The sequence below is a fragment of the Roseobacter sp. MH60115 genome (assembly GCF_015644665.1).
Taxonomy (GTDB): Bacteria; Pseudomonadota; Alphaproteobacteria; order Rhodobacterales; family Rhodobacteraceae; genus Roseobacter.
This window is the reverse complement of the sequence record NZ_JADOBQ010000002.1, coordinates 483932-499590: the sequence shown is the minus strand read 5'-3', so window position 1 is coordinate 499590 and position 15659 is coordinate 483932. Positions and strand designations below refer to the sequence as shown.

Here is a 15659-nt window from a genome sequence, read left to right as displayed (position 1 = left end):
CTGCCCTAGCTGCCCAGGGTCTCGACAAAACTGGTATCAAGCAGCGTATCCAGCGTGATATCCGCCCCCACCAGCCCCTCGGACTGGAACCATTCCAACTGGTCGCGCACGGAGGCTACGTTCAACGCGGCCCCTTCATTCAGCCGCATGGTGCCATTGATGATCGACGGTGCCGCCTTTTCGCGCGGGCGGTCGGTGTAGACATATTTGTGGATCAGATCGACCATACCATCGATCCCTTCCTGACCGCTTTCCTTGGCAATCATGGTGGCATTGTAGTCCGCCACACCCTTGGAATAGGCCTCCAGATAGTCCTGGGTCATCTCCCGCTCCTCCGCCGCATTGCTGGCCGAGGTAAAGACCGTGGTGACCTGATAGTCCGGCAGGTAATCCGCGATGTTGCCGATGATATGGACGGCGCCGGACCCCGCAAGCGGCTTGGCGATATGCGGCACGATGGACCAGGCATCGATCTGCCCGGACTTCAGCGCGCCAATGATCGCTCCCACCTTTTGCAGCGGCTTGAAAGACATCGACACGCCTTCGGCTACGGCCACCTTGGACCCCATGTAGTGAAACGAAGAACCGGCAGTGGACATGCCAAAGCTCTTGCCATCCAATGCCTTGGGTGAGGTTAGCCCTGCCTGAAAGGCCGCGTCGCTGGCGAGAATTTTCTGCCCGTCAATGCCCGGTTCTTCGGACAGCGCACCACCGATCACCTTGATCGCCCCCTTGTCGGCCAAGGACACAAGACCACCCGAAATCGCCGTGACTGCGTAGTCCACGTCGCCGCTGGCAATCGCGACAGCCATAGGCTGGGCCGCCTGAAAGAACTTCAGCTCCACATCCAGGCCCGCCTCGGCAAAGTAGTTGCGTTCATAGGCGATGAAGCTGCCGGAATGGCTGGTAAACCGCAGCGCGCCCACGGTAATCTTGCGGCCCGCCGCATAGGCGGGTGCCGCCAGACCAACGGCCGTAGCCGCCCCCAGAACGCCCATAGCGTCGCGACGATTGAAATTCGGCATCTGATCCTCCCTGGAATTCACACGGCCCACCGGCCCTTTGGTCAAGGTTTACCCGACATTGCCCTAGCTGCAAGCGCCGAACGCTATTGCCTCGCGCCCATCGCCCCCGGTATAGCGCGCATGTCCCTTCCCGATGCAAAAGGCGCTATGCCCATGTCCTTTGACCGATCCATCAAAATTGCCCCCTCGATCCTGGCTGCGGATTTTGCCAATTTCGGCGCGGAATGCGAAGCCATCGAAGCGCAGGGCGCCGATTGGGTGCATGTGGACGTGATGGACGGGCATTTCGTGCCCAATATCACCTTTGGCCCGACCACATGCGCCGCAATCCGCCCGCACATCAAGGGCGTGATGGACGTGCATCTGATGATCACGCCGGTTGACCCTTACATCGACGCCTTTGCTCAGGCGGGCGCGGATGTGATCACCGCCCATGTCGAGGCAGGCCCCCATATCCACCGCACGCTGCAGGCCATTCGCGGGGCGGGCGCCAAGGCGGGTGTTGCGCTGAACCCCGGCACACCGGCAAGCGCGGTCTCCGAGTTGATCGACAGTGTCGATCTGATCTGCGTGATGACCGTGAACCCCGGCTTTGGCGGACAGAAATTCATCGACATGTCGGAGAAGATTTCCGCTTTGCGCCGCATGATCGGGGATCGCCCGGTGCATATTGAAATCGATGGCGGTGTTGACCCGAGCACGGCACCTTTGGTGGCAAAGGCCGGGGCGGATGTGCTGGTTGCGGGCTCTGCCGTGTTTCGCGGCGGATCGGTCAGCGATCCGGCCCCCTATGGCGACAACATCGGCGCCATTCGCGCGGCTGCAAGCGGCACCTACGTCTAAAGCAGGCCGCCGCCTCAGCCCGGTTTATTCAGATCGTCAAAGTTCCGGCCTTCGGCGACCAGTTTCTGCAAGAGCGGCGCGGGTTGCCAAAAGAAGTCATCCTCTTTTGCGAATCCCTCAATATCCGCGAGAACCGTGTCCAGGCCCTGAAGATCGGCCCATTTCAGCGGCCCGCCGTGATAGCGCGGAAATCCGTAGCCAAAGAGCAGCACCATATCAACGTCGAGCGGGCGGCGGGCGATGCCTTCGCCTACAATCCGCGCGGCCTCATTGACCATGGCCGCCATGTAGCGGCGCTGAATTTCCTCTGCAGTGAAGCTGCGCGGGGTGATGTCACGGTCGGCGCGTTCCGCCGCGATCAGGTCAAGCACCTCGGGGTTGGGTGTGCTGCCCCTTTGGTCCGCCTCATAGAGGTAAAACCCCTTGCCAGATTTCCGTCCGAAGTGTCCCGCTTCACAGAGCTTATCCGGATAGCGCCCCACCCGTTCACGCGGGTCACGGGTGGCGGCCAGACGTTTGCGCATGGCCCAGGCGATGTCGAGCCCGGCGAGATCGGACACTGCGAATGGCCCCATGGCAAAGCCGAAGTCGGTCAGCGCCGTGTCGATCTCGAAGGGGGTCGCGCCCTCCAGCACCATATGATCCGCCGCCATCCGGTAGGCGCGCATGATGCGGTTGCCGATGAAGCCATCGCAAACGCCCGATCGCACGGCGATCTTGCCCAGCGTCTTGCCCAGTGCGAAACCAGTGGCCACCACATCCGCAGCGGTCTGCTCCGGCACCACCACCTCCAACAGCTTCATGACATGAGCGGGCGAGAAGAAATGCAGGCCGATCACGTCACCGGGCCGCGATGTGCTGGTGGCGATCTCGTTGATGTCCAGGTAGGAGGTATTGGTCGCCAGCACCGCCCCTGGTTTGCAGACGGCGTCGAGTTGACCAAAGACCGACTTCTTGACCGCCATGTCTTCAAAAACGGCCTCAATCACGAGGTCCGCGTCCCTGAGCGCGTCATAGTGAATCGCAACATCGAGATGGTCGTTCAGAAGGTTATCATGTGCCTCTGCCGTGATCTTGCCGCGCTTCAGCGCACCGGCGAGGTTGCCCGCAATCCTGCCCCGCGCGGCATCCGCCGCGTCCTGGGTCATCTCGATCAGTGTCACAGACATGCCACTCAACAGACCCGCTGTCGCGATACCCGCACCCATGGTGCCGCCGCCAATCACGCCGATTTTCTCAAGGCGGCGGGGATCAATGCCTTTCAGCTCAGGCAGGTTGCTCACGGCGCGTTCCGAGAAAAAGGCGTGGATCATGCCCTGCCGCTGATCCGTTTCCATCAGATCGCGGAACATCTGACGCTCGGTTTGCAGTCCTTCGGCAAAGGGCTGCTCGGTGCTGGCCTGCACCGCGCGCACGGCCTGTGCGGGGGAAAGTTGGCCGCGACCTTTCTTTAAAACCGCCGTATAGGTGGCATCCCAGTCGATGGCATCCGGGGCGGGCATTTCACTGACGGGCCGCCTCTCTGCTCCGGAGACCAGCAACGACCCTGCATAGGCCAGCCCCACGGTTTGTGGATCACCTTCCTCAACCCGGTCGATGATACCAAGCGCTGCCGCCTCTTTCGCCGGGATATGGCGCCCGGTGGTGATGGCCTCGATGGCGGCCTCTGCCCCGGTCAGTCGCGGCAGACGCTGGGTGCCGCCTGCACCAGGGATCAACCCCAGATGCACCTCCGGTAACCCCACGCGGGCGCCGGGCTGTGCAATCCGGTAATGGGCCGAGAGCGCCACCTCCAACCCACCCCCAAGGCTGACCCCGTGCAGGGAGGCGACCACCAGCAGCGGCGAGGCCTCGATCCGGTTGCACAGATCGGGCAGATGCGGCTCAAGCGGCGGCTTGCCGAACTCCTTGATGTCGGCCCCGGCGATAAAGGCCCGCCCCGCCCCGACCAGCAGTACCGCACGCACCTCAGGGTCGCTTTCGGCCTTGTCCATGCAGGCCATCAACCCGCTGCGCACCGCGTGGCTCAGCGCATTGACCGGTGGGTTCTGCAGGCGCAGAACGGCGATATTGCCGTGGCGTTCGTAGGCGATCATATCTGTCATGGCGCGCTTTCCGGCTGCGAAGGGAAGGCGCAGCACAGGACCCTCATGCCGCGCGTCGGCGTCAGGGTTTCGCAGAAACCGGCGAAGCGCAAGGCCCCTTGCGGCTCACCTTTGATAGATAAAACACCGGCCCAGCACCGCCTCCGGTGGCAAGGCAATCTCCTGCAGGTCATCGAAATACATCCGGTCGCTCGACACCATCAACCCGCCGGGGGCCAACAGCGGTGCGACAACAGGGGAGAGCTTGCGCGCGAATGCATCGTTCTTTTCCGCATTATGCCCTCCCAGATCGGCGTGGATCAGACGTGCGGTTGGACCAAACCGCGCCAGTGCCTGGGGCAGCGTGTCAAAGACATCGCCCAGAAAAACTTGCGCATCCGGCGGTGTGCTATCCGGATGAGAGGCCACCGCCCGTTCGAACACATAGATGTCCTGGGCCGGCAGGATGCTGCACATGTGATGATATGTCCGCCCGTTGCCCAACCCCAACTCGTAGACCGGACCCGGCATCTGCTGCGTCAGCGCTGCGGCGTGGTTCAGGCAGGCGCGTTGTGACACCATTCGGTCGATGAAGAGGTCGAGGCGGCTCATGAGGTCTCCCTTTGCAGAAATGTCATGTTCAAATGCCTCTTTTCCATCAAAATTGGTAGTAGAAAGGCACTCAAACATCTGTGTGCTGGACGCGAGGCGGGAAATCGCGTTGACTGACTGAACTGGACGACGGGTTTTAGGGACGAATGCGTAACAAGGAAGAGACAAGGACGTGGTAACGCCCCTGCTGGATGTGCGCGATCTGAGCATCGGCTTCGGGTCGGCGGATGCGGTTGTGCGCGACGTCAGCTTTCAGGTGATGCCCGGCGAGACACTGGCGCTTGTGGGCGAAAGCGGGTCTGGCAAAACAATCACCTGTCGGTCCGTTCTGCGCATCCTACCGCAAGCGGCACAAATCCGCAGCGGTGTCATCAACTACAGCGCCGGTGGCAAGACCTGCAATCTGCTGACGGAGTCGCGCCGCACCATGCGCTCGATCCGCGGCAATCAAATCTCGATGATCTTTCAGGAACCAATGCGATCACTCTCGCCCTTGCACCGTCTGGGGGATCAGGTCGGCGAAGTGTTGCGGCTGCACCGGGACATGCGCCCCGGCGAGGCCAAAAAGACGGTTCTGGACACATTCGAACGGGTTGGTTTCCCCGATCCCACGCGGGTCTGGCGCTCCTATCCGTTTGAGATGTCAGGCGGCATGCGGCAGCGCGCAATGATCGCCATGGCGATGGTGGCCAAGCCGGAACTGCTGATCGCGGATGAACCCACGACGGCGCTGGACGTGACCACGCAAGCGCAGGTCTTGGGGCTGATCAAGGAGTTGCAGCTGGAAACCGGCATGGCGGTGATCCTGGTCACCCATGATCTGGGCGTGGTGGCCAACATGGCAGAGACCGTTGTGGTCATGAACAAGGGCCGGGTGATGGAACGCGGCCCGGCGCCTGCCGTGCTGGGATCCCCCGCACACGGCTACACCAAGAAGCTTTTTGCCGCAGCGCCCATGATCCCCGAGGTGGCAGCACCCGCCCGGGCGGAAACGAGCGACGATCTCATTCTCGATCTGCGCAATGTCTCGAAGACCTACACCATGCGGGCAGGCGGCTGGCGTAAACCGGTGACGATAACGGCCTGTCACGAGGTGAACCTTTCACTGCAACGCGGCAAGACACTGGCCGTTGTGGGGGAGAGCGGGTCCGGCAAAACCACCTGTGCGCGGATCGCATTGGGCGCAGAGCTGCCCGACCCCGGTGGCGAGGTCCTGTTCCGCCCGACCAAAGATGCGGATCAGGTAAAAATCAACGCGATGTCGCAGCAGGAACGTGTCCATTTTCAGCGCCAGGCGCAGATGGTATTCCAGGACCCCTATTCATCGCTGTCGCCGCGTATGCGGGTGCAACAGGCCCTGACCGAACCGATGGAAATCCACCAGTTGGGCACCCGCGCCGAACGCCGCGACAAGGCGGCAGAGATGTTGCGCTGGGTCGGGCTCGATGCGTCCATGCTCAGCCGCTATCCGCATGCCTTCTCCGGCGGACAGCGTCAGCGGCTGTCGATTGCCCGCGCGCTGACGCTCGATCCGGTTCTGCTTGTCTGCGACGAACCCACATCGGCGCTGGACGTGTCGGTGCAGGAACAGATCCTCTGCCTGCTTGAGGACATACGCGACCGTGTGGGGTTGAGCTATCTCTTCATCAGCCACGATCTGGCGGTGGTCGCCCGTATCGCCGATGAGGTGGCCGTGATGCGCCAGGGCGTGATCGTCGAGCAGGCGCCGCCCGACACGCTCTTTTACAACCCGCGCCATCCCTACACCTGCGCACTGATCGCGGCACAACCCGAGCCGGATGTGAACCGGCCCATCGACCTCGGGCTGGTGTCGCAGGGTGCTGGCAAACCGTCAAGCTGGCCCGAAGCTTTCCGGTTTGAAGGGGTCGCTGCGCCCGCGCTGACGGAACTGGAACCCGGTCACAAGGTACGCTGCCATGTCTAGAGCCTTTGCCATTTTCCTGCTGACCCTTCTTGCTCTCACTGCGCGGGCGGAACAACCAGTTATGGTCGAAAGCAGCTTTTGGCAAAGCGAAGTGAAAAACGGCATCCTGCCACCGGTGAACCAGCGCATGCCGACAGAACCGCTTGTCGTTGATCTGGAGGCAAAGGGGCGCAGCTTTGGCGAACATGGCGGCACATTGCGCACGCTGGTGTCCCGCTCCAAGGACGTGCGTCAGATGGTTGTCTACGGCTATGCCCGTCTGATGGGCTACGACCAGAACTACGAGCTTTACCCCGACATCCTGCGCGATATTGAGGTCGAGGAAGGACGCAAGTTCACCCTGCACCTGCGCAAAGGCCATCGCTGGTCCGATGGTCATCCCTTCACCTCCGCCGATTTCGAATACTACTGGAAACACGTGGCGCTCAACGAGGAGCTCAGCCCCGCGGGCCCGCCGCAAAACCTGATCGTGGATGGGGTGCTGGCCGAGATGAGCTTCCCCGACGCCCATACGGTGGTGATCGAATGGCCCACGCCGAACCCGCAATTCCTCCAGCTTCTGGCCCAGGCCAGCCCGTTTTTCATTTACCGCCCCGCGCATTATCTCAAGCAGTTTCATGCGGAATTCACCGACGCCAAGACCCTGAGAAGAAAGATCAAAAAGGCGCGGGTAAGGGCCTGGGCCCCGCTGCACAATGACCGCGACAACATGTTCAAATTCGACAATCCGGACCTGCCGACGCTGCAGCCCTGGATGAACGCCTCCGGCACCAAGTCGAGCCGTCACGTCTTTGTGCGCAACCCCTACTATCACCGGGTGGATGCGCGGGGGCTGCAACTGCCCTACATCGACGTGGTGGAGATGACGATTGTGGGGGGCGGATTGATTGCCGCCAAGGCCAACGCGGGCGAGGTCGACCTGCAGGCACGGGGCCTCGATTTCCCGGATATCTCGATCCTGAAGAAGGGCGAGACCGATGGCGCGGGCTATCGCACATTGCTCTGGGCCAATGGGGCGGCGAACCAGATCGCCATCTATCCCAACCTCAATTTCGCCGATCCAGTCTGGCGTGAGGTGATCCGCGATGTACGCTTCCGCCGGGCGCTGTCCATGGGCATCGACCGGCGCATGATCAACCGGGCGCTGTACTTCGGGTTGGCCAAGGAGGGCGGCATGACCGCGCTGGCCAAAAGCCCGTTTTTTGACCCCGCAAACCTCTTCAAATGGTCGATCTACTATCCAGCCAAATCCAATGCGCTTTTGGATGAGATGGGCCTGACCGAACGCACACCCGACGGGATCCGCAAGCTGCCAGACGGACGCCCGATGGAATTCGTGATCGAGACGGCGGGGGAGCGGCAGGAGGTCGAGAACGCCCTGGCCATCGTCACCGACACCTGGCGCGAGATCGGGATCAAGCTGGTGATGCGCCCGCTGGATCGGGATATTCTGCGCAACCGGGTCTATTCCGGCCTCAGCATGTCCGCGGTCTGGTTCGGTTGGGACAATGGTCTGCCGCAAACCTACACGCCGCCGGAGTATCTCGCGCCGACGCATCAGGAATTCTTTGCCTGGCCGAAGTGGGGGCAATACTACCAGACCGGTGGCGAGGTCGGCGAGGCCCCGGACATGCCTGCCGCGAAACGGCTGATGCAGCTGAGCTGGGAGTGGGACCACACCGAAGACACCGACGCACGGGCGCGCATCTGGCGAGAGATGCTGGCGATCCACGCGGAGAACCAGTTCGGCATCGGCATTCTGGCCGAAGCGCCGCAACCGATTGTGGTCTCGAACCGGCTGCGCAACGTGCCGGAACAGGCGAAATGGGCTTGGGACCCCGGCGCCCATTTCGGCATTCACCGGGTGGATGAGTTTTACTACGACGAACCGTTCCAGCAGCTCACCCAATGATGTTTCTGCGCTATGCCATCTATCGGTTCATCACGATGCTGCTCACTCTCTGGGTGGTGTCGATCCTGATCTTCGTGATCATCAACCTGCCGCCCGGTGACTATCTGTCGAACCAGATCGCAGAGCTGCGCGCCACGGGTCAGGCCGAAGGTGTTGCCAAAGCGGAATTCCTGCGCACGGAATACGCGCTCGACCGCCCGATCTGGGAGCAATATCTGATCTGGGTCGGCATGGCGCCCGGGCCGCAGGGCTGGTACGGGCTCATCCAGGGCAATTTCGGCTGGTCTTTCGAGTTCGACCGCCCCGTCAGCGAAGTCGTCGGCGATGCGCTCTGGCTCACGGTGCTGGTGAACCTCGCCGCCGTGCTCTTTGTCTATATGGTCGCCCTGCCGCTTGGCGTAATTGCCGCCGCCAAGTCGGAAACCTGGGTCGACTACACCGCCGCCTTCGTCGGCTATCTTGGCCTTGCCACGCCCAACTTCCTGCTGGCGCTGATGCTCTTCTACTACGGCAACAAGTATTTCGATCTGCCCATCGGCGGGCTGATGGCTCCCGAATTCGAGGGCGAGCCGATGTCCTGGGAGAAAGTCAGATCCATTCTCGTGCATCTGATCGTGCCGACCTTCGTGATCGGCACCTCCGGGGCGGCGGCCATGATGCAGCGCCTGCGTGCCAATATGCTGGATGAGCTTTCCAAGCCCTACGTGGAAACGGCCAAGGCCAAGGGGCTCGGCCCCTCGAAACTGCTGGCCAAATACCCGCTGCGCATGGCTTTCAATCCCTTCGTGGCCGACATCGGCAACCTGCTGCCCGCGATGGTCTCGGGCTCCGTGCTTGTCTCAGTGGTGCTCGGGCTGCAGACCATCGGTCCCTCGCTGCTGACAGCGCTGAAAAGCCAGGATCAGTTCCTTGCCGGCTTCGTGCTGATGTTCGTGGCCCTGCTTACGCTGATCGGCACCATGATCTCTGATCTGCTGCTGGTTCTGCTCGACCCCCGCATCCGGTATGGGGCGCGCGGCTCATGAAAAAACTGCCCGATGGCCGCTATGTGGACGAGGCCCCATGGTCCGATGATGCGGACCTTTCCGCGCTCGAACGCTCCGACATGGACGCACCGAACTGGGTGCTGGTCTGGCGCAAGTTCAAGCGCCACAAGCTGGGCCTCATCTCGGGCATCTTCCTGCTGCTCAGCTACCTGATGCTGCCCATCGCCGGGTTCATCGCGCCCTACACGCCAAACGAACGCAGCGCCGATTATCTCTATGCCCCGCCACAATCCATCAACTTCTGGCACGAGGGCGACTTTATCGGGCCTTATGTCTACCCGACCACGGCGACCGCCGATCTGGTCAACTACCGCTGGACCTACGAGACCGATACGACGCGCCCGATGCCATTGCAGTTCTTCTGCGAAGGGGATCGCTACAACCTCTTTGGCTTCATCCCCTCGGACACCCATCTCTTCTGTGCGCCCGAGGGGGCCACTGTCTTTCTCTGGGGCTCCGACCGGCTGGGCCGCGATGTGTTCAGCCGCATTCTCTACGGCGCGCAACTGTCGCTGACGGTCGGCCTGATTGGCATCACGGTCTCCTTTGCGCTGGGTATCTTCTTTGGCTCCATCGCAGGGTACTTCGGCGGCAAGACCGACTGGGTGATCAACCGCGCCATCGAAATCCTGCGCTCGTTGCCGGAACTGCCGCTCTGGCTTGCGCTCTCTGCTGCTGTGCCGTCCAACTGGGGCCCGGTGGCCGTCTTTTTCATCATCTCGATCATCCTCGGCATCCTCGACTGGCCGGGCCTCGCGCGGGCGGTCCGAAGTAAATTCCTCTCGTTGAGAGAGGAGGAATACGTGCGTGCGGCAGAGATGATGGGGGCCAAGCCGGGCCGGGTGATCCGGCGCCACCTGCTGCCCAATTTCATGTCGCATTTGATCGCCTCGGCGACGCTGTCGATCCCCGCGATGATCCTCGGCGAAACTGCACTGAGTTTTCTCGGCCTTGGGCTGCGCGCACCGGCAGTCAGTTGGGGCGTGATGCTGAACGATGCCCAGAACCTCGCCTCCATCGAAATCTATCCCTGGACGGCGATCCCGATGCTGCCGATCATCTTTGTGGTGCTGGCGTTCAACTTCCTCGGCGACGGGCTGCGCGCCTCGCTCGATCCCTACAAGAGCTGAACCATCGCGCAGCCTTGGCTCTCTGTCGCGCGGGATCAACCGCCACCAGTTTTTTTGCCTCAACGCCATTCTGCCGTTGCACTCCCCGCGCAGGTCGGTGAGGTAGTCCAGGTCCCTGCACGCGCGGTTTTCGATCATGTTGCATGCCAAATACAAAGCGCTTCTCACCTTTCTGACCTTGCTGTTCTGCGGCACGCTGTGCAGCGCGATGATCATCCCCTTCATGGGCTTCTTTCTGGTCGAAGGACTGGGATACGAGCCTTGGATCATCAGTGTCTATTCCGTGCTCGCCATCAGCCTGACGCTGATCGCCAACAGACAATTCGCCCGCCGCATCGATCGGGGTGACCGGGTCTTTCCATTGGTCGGTCTGGCAGCCCTAGGATATGCAGTCGCATCTTCCGCACTTGCCCTCTCCCCGGCGCTCTGGACGGTACTGACCTTTGGCGTTGTCGGCTTTGGCATCAGCTCCAGCGCGGTCTCGACGATGTTCAGTCTCGGAGGCAGCCTCGCGGAGCAGCGTCAGATCGAGCGCAGCCGCTTCAACGCCTATATGCGGGCGACCGCCTCCACCGCCTGGATGCTGGGCCCGGCGGCGACTTTCCTCATTGCGGATCTTGTGACCGTGCAGGCGGTGTTTGTCGCCACGCTGGGAACGTCTGTGATCTGGATCGCCTTGTGGTGGGGCACACTACCGCGCGACATCACCGCGAAAGCCACGCCCAAACCGGAAGACACAGGCAGCGCCTTGGGCGCATCGCGTCGTCTCTGGCTGGCCGCGATGTTCATCTTTTGCCTGTCATCAGCCCACTCGCTGACCTTCTCCGCGCTGCCGATTTTCTATGTGCAGGAAGTCGGCTTGCCGGGCTACGCACCCGGTGTCGCGTTCAGCGTCAAAACATTTGTCGAAGTCATCGCGATCTTCTGCACGCCGATGATCATCGCCCGGTTCGGTATACGCCGGGCGCTCCTGGCGACCGCCTGTCTCGCCGTGGTGACGATCCAGTTGCTGGCCTCGGTGCAATCCCTGCCGCAAATGCTGGCAGGCGCGGCACTGGAAGGCCTCTACTACGGGTTCTATGCCAGTCTTGGCATCAGCTACGTGCAGTCCTTTGCCAGGGATCGCCCCGCCAGTGCCACGGCGCTCTATTGGAACACGCTCATGGTCAGCGGTCTGCTGGCCGGGCCGGTGGTCGGCCTGGTCGCACAGGCCTATGATTTTCAGACCGTTGTGCGCGTTGCCTCCGGCGTGGCCCTCTTGGCCTGCGCCGTGCTGCTGTTCAGCCGACCACGTGCGGAAGTCGTCACATAACGCGCAACTCTGACGAGCAAACGCCCCAGGAGTGCGGTTCCGGTCTGCGGGATCAGGATCAGGCCGTTTCCAAGCGATACTTGCGAAACACTTTGCCATCATAATCGACCTCGCCGACGAAAGAAGCACCCAATCGACTGAGGGCCCCAAGATGTTCGCGCGACGGCGGCAACAGAAAGGTCACAAACGGGATGCGCGCATCCGCGACGGCGAAGGCGATCGCCTTTCTTGAGATCGGCACGCCCAGCCCAAAGCAGTCCGGCTTCAGGACCAGACCGTAATCCCATTCATCGCCCTCTTTCTGGAAGCCGCCCCATCCGACGTATCTGTTGCCGGACAGGATGGCCCAATGCCCCAGGCCGTCCCGCGCCCAACAGGCTTCCTTGGCGGCGATGAATTCAATGGCCGTCGTGGTGTCCCAGTTGGACGTCAGCAACGGCATGTGTTCCGCAACCCGGCTGTCAGACATATGCGCCGCTATCTCCTGCGGATCGATCTCTGACAGCCGGGCAAATCTAATCTCGTCGTTCAAACCGACCTCCAGCCACACTCGCCTCTCAGGGCGACACTTGCTGCCCTCTCTAAACACGCATTGCCGACAGACTAAACCGTTTTGTGGGCGTGATGGTTGGCGTCATGGAAAAACGCAAAAGCGGGATGACGCCCGGTGGCCCGAATGTCGAAACTACCCGCGCGCCTCGCCTTCCATGCGCGTCGCCCAGGCGTCCGCCAGATCGATCAAAACGGCTTTGATCTGGTGTTTGGCGACCATGGTGAACACCCATCTGGCCAAGGCATTGCCGTTTGGCGTTGCAGTGATCTCGATGCTGAATTCCGAGCTGTCTTTGACGGGTTTCACCAGCCATTTGCCGGACAATGCCGAGAGGGGATAGGGATAGTCTTCGGCCTTGGTGTGGATGCGGAAGCCAAAGGCGCGACCCGGCACGAAAAGATCACATGTCTCTTCCCAACTCTCGCCTTTCGGCCCGTGGCACCGTCGCGTCATGCCGATCCCCTCGCCGGCCAACACCTCGACCTTTGTAATGTTGCTGGCCACGTCCGCATAGGCCGGATGATCGGTCATCACCTCCCAGACGGTTTCGGTTGGCGCCTTCACCTCCCGCTTGACCGTGGCGATGAGGTCGCCGTTCCTGGAACTGACATCCGCCACGGGGCGGGGTTTTACGATTTTCGCCGCCCCGGCAAATTGCGCAATGGCAAAAAACGCAACGACCATGGCGACAATGGTGACCAGTGAAATGCCCGTGGTTGTCAGGAGGGGGCCAAAGAATGCAACAGTGACGATACTGGCGATAACCCACAAAACATCCAGAAGAACGACTTCATGGACCGACGCCCTGCTGACAAACCGGTTCTTCGCCAGGACATAAAGGAGTGCCGCAAACCCGAGCAGCCCACCCCCCAATAGGCGCAGGGCACCCGGAACCCAGTCTGCAGGCTGGGCAAAAATCATCGGCGACAGAGCCCCTGCGGCGGCAAGCAGGACAAGCCCGCAGAGCGCTGAATACTGGCTGTTGAGTTTCAAAAACAGGCGCGCGGTTGCTGAGTGTGTCATGGCGTTTCCTTCAGGAATTGAATGTCGCCGACAGGGCTCCCATCAATAGCGCGCCGTCTCAATTACCTTGAATGTAATGGATCGATGGGTTTTGGGATGCGATAACGGGGCATGGACATCACGATGAACAGACCGCAGGGCGCCTTTGGATCCTTGCTCAGGTCGTGGCGCAACAGGAAGCGCCTGAGCCAGCTTGACCTCGCTCTGGACGCCGGGCTGTCGCAACGGCACATCAGCTTTCTGGAGACCGGCAGGTCGCATCCCAGCCGCTATGCGGTGCGCCAGATCTGCGACGCCCTGCAAATGCCCGCTGCTGAACATGACGTGATGCTGGTCTCCGCAGGATTTGCACCGCAGGCCGCAGATGCGACCTGGAGCGCGGATGTCCGGGCCGCAGTGGAGGCTTCGGTGGACCACGTTCTTGCAGGCCACGATCCGTTTCCCGCCGTTGCAATTGACCGCATCTGGACCCTGCAGAAGGCCAACAAAAGCGCCCAGGCTTTCTTTGCCCGTGCGGGAGGCACCGGACAACCCAATCTGCTGCTGGACCTGATGTCGCCGGGGCCGCTGCGCGATACCATCAGCAACTGGGCCGAAGTCACCCGAGCCCTGTTTCGACTGGTCGATCTGGAGGTGGCACGCCGCCCGCATGATGCGGATGGCAGGCGGCTGCTGGATCAGTTGAAATCACTGCCCGGCGTGGCGGATGCGATTGCAGATGGGCCACGCGCGCACCCCGCACCGGTCGTAACGGTGGAGTTTCTGATCGATGGCGCAGCACTTCGCCTGTTCTCGCTCATCGCGACCATCGGGATGAGCATGGATGCAACACTCGACGACCTGCGCATCGAAACCCTGTTGCCCGCGGATGAAAAGACCCGGCGCTGGTTCGAGGGGTTGCCGCAACGGACGTCATAGCCATGTGGGGTTTGAGATCGGCGTCACGTGCACGACGGCTTCCGCGCTGGCAAAAGCGGGGTGTGTTGCCTGCACCCTCCGGGCCCGTTGCGCGCAAGTGTCTCTGAACGGATCACCGAACCGGCCGCGACCTCGACAAGGGCACGCGTTGACTATTGCGGCGCAGCGCCGCCAGCAAACGCCGGACGCCGATCACAACAAGGCGCGCAGCACCTTTGCGCTGACGCAACTCGACTTCCATTTCTGCAAAGCCCGCGCGTTCCTTTTGATATTCCGTGGGCTTTGTATATGAGCTAGGCAGGGGTTGGATCAGAGGCATCATGAGGGGGTCTCCTTTCAAAGCTGCCTCATAGCTAACCGTTAGCCCCGCGGCCCATCAGCCCCCGAAACCGGAGGTGGACTTTCACAAATGAAAACCGGACCCGACTGGAACGACCTGGCCTATTTCTCGGCCATTGCCCGCACCGGCGGTCTGATGCGCGCCGCCGAGACCCTGGGCGTCAGCGCAGCGACCCTCAGCCGCCGGATGAAGGCTTTTGAGGCCAGTCTCGGACGGCGGCTCTTTCTGCACGGATCCGACGGATACACGCTGACCTCCGATGGCCGGGCGCTGGCGCAGCAGACCCGCAGCATGGAAGAGGCCGCGCGCCAGATCGATATCTGGCAGGGGCAGGCGGCAGGTCCGGTCTGCGTGCGCATCTCCGCAGGCACCTGGACGTCCTTCGATCTGGCCGAGCGGCTGGCGGACTACTGGCAGCCAGCGGACACCTGGGTGCCGGAATTCATGTATTGCGACCTCGATCTGGACATCGCCCGGCGCGAGGTCGACATCGGTATCCGCAACCGACGCCCGGAACAGCCTTGGGTCGCCCGACAGCAAATCGGCTGGGTTGACTATGCCGTTTACGCGTCCGGCCCGGAGGTCGAGGGCTGGATCGGCCCCTCCTGGGACGCAGTGGTCACCCCCTCGGCAAGATGGATCCAGCAGCAGCATGGCGAGGAGATCGTGACCAAAGTGAACAGCCCGCACCTGGCCTCTGCGCTGGCCAAGGCGGGCGTCGGCCGGGTGGTGCTGCCGGTGTTTGTGGGGGACAGGATGCCCGGGCTGGTGCGCCTCTCAGACCCCATCGAGGCCTTGCGCAGCGAGCAGTGGCTCGTCTCTCATCATGAGGGGCGCAACCAGCCCCCCATCCGCGCCGCACTCGACGCCATCGCCGGGTATCTGAGACAGCGCCCCTAAGAGCAGGTCAGTGCAT

General features: G+C 62.0%; 13 protein-coding genes. 8 read left to right on the top strand and 5 right to left on the bottom strand.

Annotated features, from left to right (window positions below; translation table 11 throughout):
- Nucleotides 1-5 precede the first annotated feature (5 nt).
- Nucleotides 6-1025 (bottom strand): ABC transporter substrate-binding protein, encoded by a 1020-nt coding sequence (locus ISX84_RS08060; RefSeq protein ID WP_195819821.1) that lies wholly within the window; start codon nucleotides 1023-1025, stop codon nucleotides 6-8.
- 153 nt (nucleotides 1026-1178) lie between these two features.
- On the opposite strand from ISX84_RS08060, the gene rpe reads away from it, so the two are divergent.
- Nucleotides 1179-1868: a ribulose-phosphate 3-epimerase gene (gene rpe, locus ISX84_RS08055; protein WP_195819820.1), complete on the top strand. Its 690-nt coding sequence runs from the start codon at nucleotides 1179-1181 to the stop codon at nucleotides 1866-1868.
- Between the two features lie 14 nt (nucleotides 1869-1882).
- Here rpe and ISX84_RS08050 read toward each other — a convergent pair whose 3' ends face one another.
- Nucleotides 1883-3973, bottom strand: a complete 2091-nt coding sequence (locus ISX84_RS08050) for a 3-hydroxyacyl-CoA dehydrogenase NAD-binding domain-containing protein (protein WP_195819819.1) — start codon at nucleotides 3971-3973, stop codon at nucleotides 1883-1885.
- Between the two features lie 105 nt (nucleotides 3974-4078).
- Entirely contained in the window at nucleotides 4079-4564 is a 486-nt protein-coding gene (locus tag ISX84_RS08045) for a class I SAM-dependent methyltransferase (protein ID WP_195819818.1), read from the bottom strand.
- A 172-nt stretch (nucleotides 4565-4736) separates the two neighbouring features.
- Between ISX84_RS08045 and ISX84_RS08040 the strand changes: the two genes are divergently transcribed.
- From ISX84_RS08040 to ISX84_RS08020, 5 genes are all read left to right on the top strand, one after another.
- On the top strand, nucleotides 4737-6509 hold the full coding sequence (locus ISX84_RS08040) for an ABC transporter ATP-binding protein (RefSeq protein WP_195819817.1): 1773 nt from the start codon (nucleotides 4737-4739) through the stop codon (nucleotides 6507-6509).
- Nucleotides 6502-8421, top strand: coding sequence for an ABC transporter substrate-binding protein (locus ISX84_RS08035; RefSeq protein WP_195819816.1), 1920 nt, complete (start codon nucleotides 6502-6504; stop codon nucleotides 8419-8421). Before ISX84_RS08040 ends, ISX84_RS08035 begins: the two co-directional genes overlap by 8 nt.
- Nucleotides 8418-9446, top strand: a complete 1029-nt coding sequence (locus ISX84_RS08030; protein WP_195819815.1) for an ABC transporter permease — start codon at nucleotides 8418-8420, stop codon at nucleotides 9444-9446. The genes ISX84_RS08035 and ISX84_RS08030 overlap by 4 nt, the downstream gene beginning before the upstream one ends.
- Nucleotides 9443-10597 (top strand): ABC transporter permease, encoded by a 1155-nt coding sequence (locus ISX84_RS08025; protein ID WP_195819814.1) that lies wholly within the window; start codon nucleotides 9443-9445, stop codon nucleotides 10595-10597. The genes ISX84_RS08030 and ISX84_RS08025 overlap by 4 nt, the downstream gene beginning before the upstream one ends.
- A 136-nt stretch (nucleotides 10598-10733) precedes the next feature.
- Nucleotides 10734-11909: an MFS transporter gene (locus tag ISX84_RS08020; RefSeq protein ID WP_195819813.1), complete on the top strand. Its 1176-nt coding sequence runs from the start codon at nucleotides 10734-10736 to the stop codon at nucleotides 11907-11909.
- Nucleotides 11910-11967: 58 nt separating this feature from the next.
- Here ISX84_RS08020 and ISX84_RS08015 read toward each other — a convergent pair whose 3' ends face one another.
- Entirely contained in the window at nucleotides 11968-12441 is a 474-nt protein-coding gene (locus tag ISX84_RS08015; RefSeq protein WP_195819812.1) for a GNAT family N-acetyltransferase, read from the bottom strand.
- A gap of 153 nt (nucleotides 12442-12594) precedes the next feature.
- The gene (locus ISX84_RS08010; protein ID WP_195819811.1) at nucleotides 12595-13485 is read right to left on the bottom strand and encodes an SRPBCC family protein; all 891 of its coding nucleotides are present in this window, start codon (nucleotides 13483-13485) and stop codon (nucleotides 12595-12597) included.
- A 123-nt stretch (nucleotides 13486-13608) separates the two neighbouring features.
- On the opposite strand from ISX84_RS08010, the gene ISX84_RS08005 reads away from it, so the two are divergent.
- Complete coding sequence (locus ISX84_RS08005; protein ID WP_195819810.1) at nucleotides 13609-14403, top strand: helix-turn-helix domain-containing protein; 795 nt, start codon at nucleotides 13609-13611, stop codon at nucleotides 14401-14403.
- Nucleotides 14404-14812: 409 nt separating this feature from the next.
- Complete coding sequence (locus ISX84_RS08000) at nucleotides 14813-15643, top strand: LysR family transcriptional regulator (protein ID WP_195819809.1); 831 nt, start codon at nucleotides 14813-14815, stop codon at nucleotides 15641-15643.
- Nucleotides 15644-15659 lie beyond the last annotated feature (16 nt).

What these genes read in the sequence shown, in the direction of transcription:
- ISX84_RS08060 (WP_195819821.1), bottom strand. Translation starts at nt 1,025, where the DNA reads ATGCCGAATTTCAATCGTCGCGACGCTATGGGCGTTCTGGGGGCGGCT.
- rpe (WP_195819820.1), top strand. Translation starts at nt 1,179, where the DNA reads ATGTCCTTTGACCGATCCATCAAAATTGCCCCCTCGATCCTGGCTGCG.
- ISX84_RS08050 (WP_195819819.1), bottom strand. Translation starts at nt 3,973, where the DNA reads ATGACAGATATGATCGCCTACGAACGCCACGGCAATATCGCCGTTCTG.
- ISX84_RS08045 (WP_195819818.1), bottom strand. Translation starts at nt 4,564, where the DNA reads ATGAGCCGCCTCGACCTCTTCATCGACCGAATGGTGTCACAACGCGCC.
- ISX84_RS08035 (WP_195819816.1), top strand. Translation starts at nt 6,502, where the DNA reads ATGTCTAGAGCCTTTGCCATTTTCCTGCTGACCCTTCTTGCTCTCACT.
- ISX84_RS08030 (WP_195819815.1), top strand. Translation starts at nt 8,418, where the DNA reads ATGATGTTTCTGCGCTATGCCATCTATCGGTTCATCACGATGCTGCTC.
- ISX84_RS08025 (WP_195819814.1), top strand. Translation starts at nt 9,443, where the DNA reads ATGAAAAAACTGCCCGATGGCCGCTATGTGGACGAGGCCCCATGGTCC.
- ISX84_RS08020 (WP_195819813.1), top strand. Translation starts at nt 10,734, where the DNA reads ATGTTGCATGCCAAATACAAAGCGCTTCTCACCTTTCTGACCTTGCTG.
- ISX84_RS08010 (WP_195819811.1), bottom strand. Translation starts at nt 13,485, where the DNA reads ATGACACACTCAGCAACCGCGCGCCTGTTTTTGAAACTCAACAGCCAG.
- ISX84_RS08005 (WP_195819810.1), top strand. Translation starts at nt 13,609, where the DNA reads ATGAACAGACCGCAGGGCGCCTTTGGATCCTTGCTCAGGTCGTGGCGC.
- ISX84_RS08000 (WP_195819809.1), top strand. Translation starts at nt 14,813, where the DNA reads ATGAAAACCGGACCCGACTGGAACGACCTGGCCTATTTCTCGGCCATT.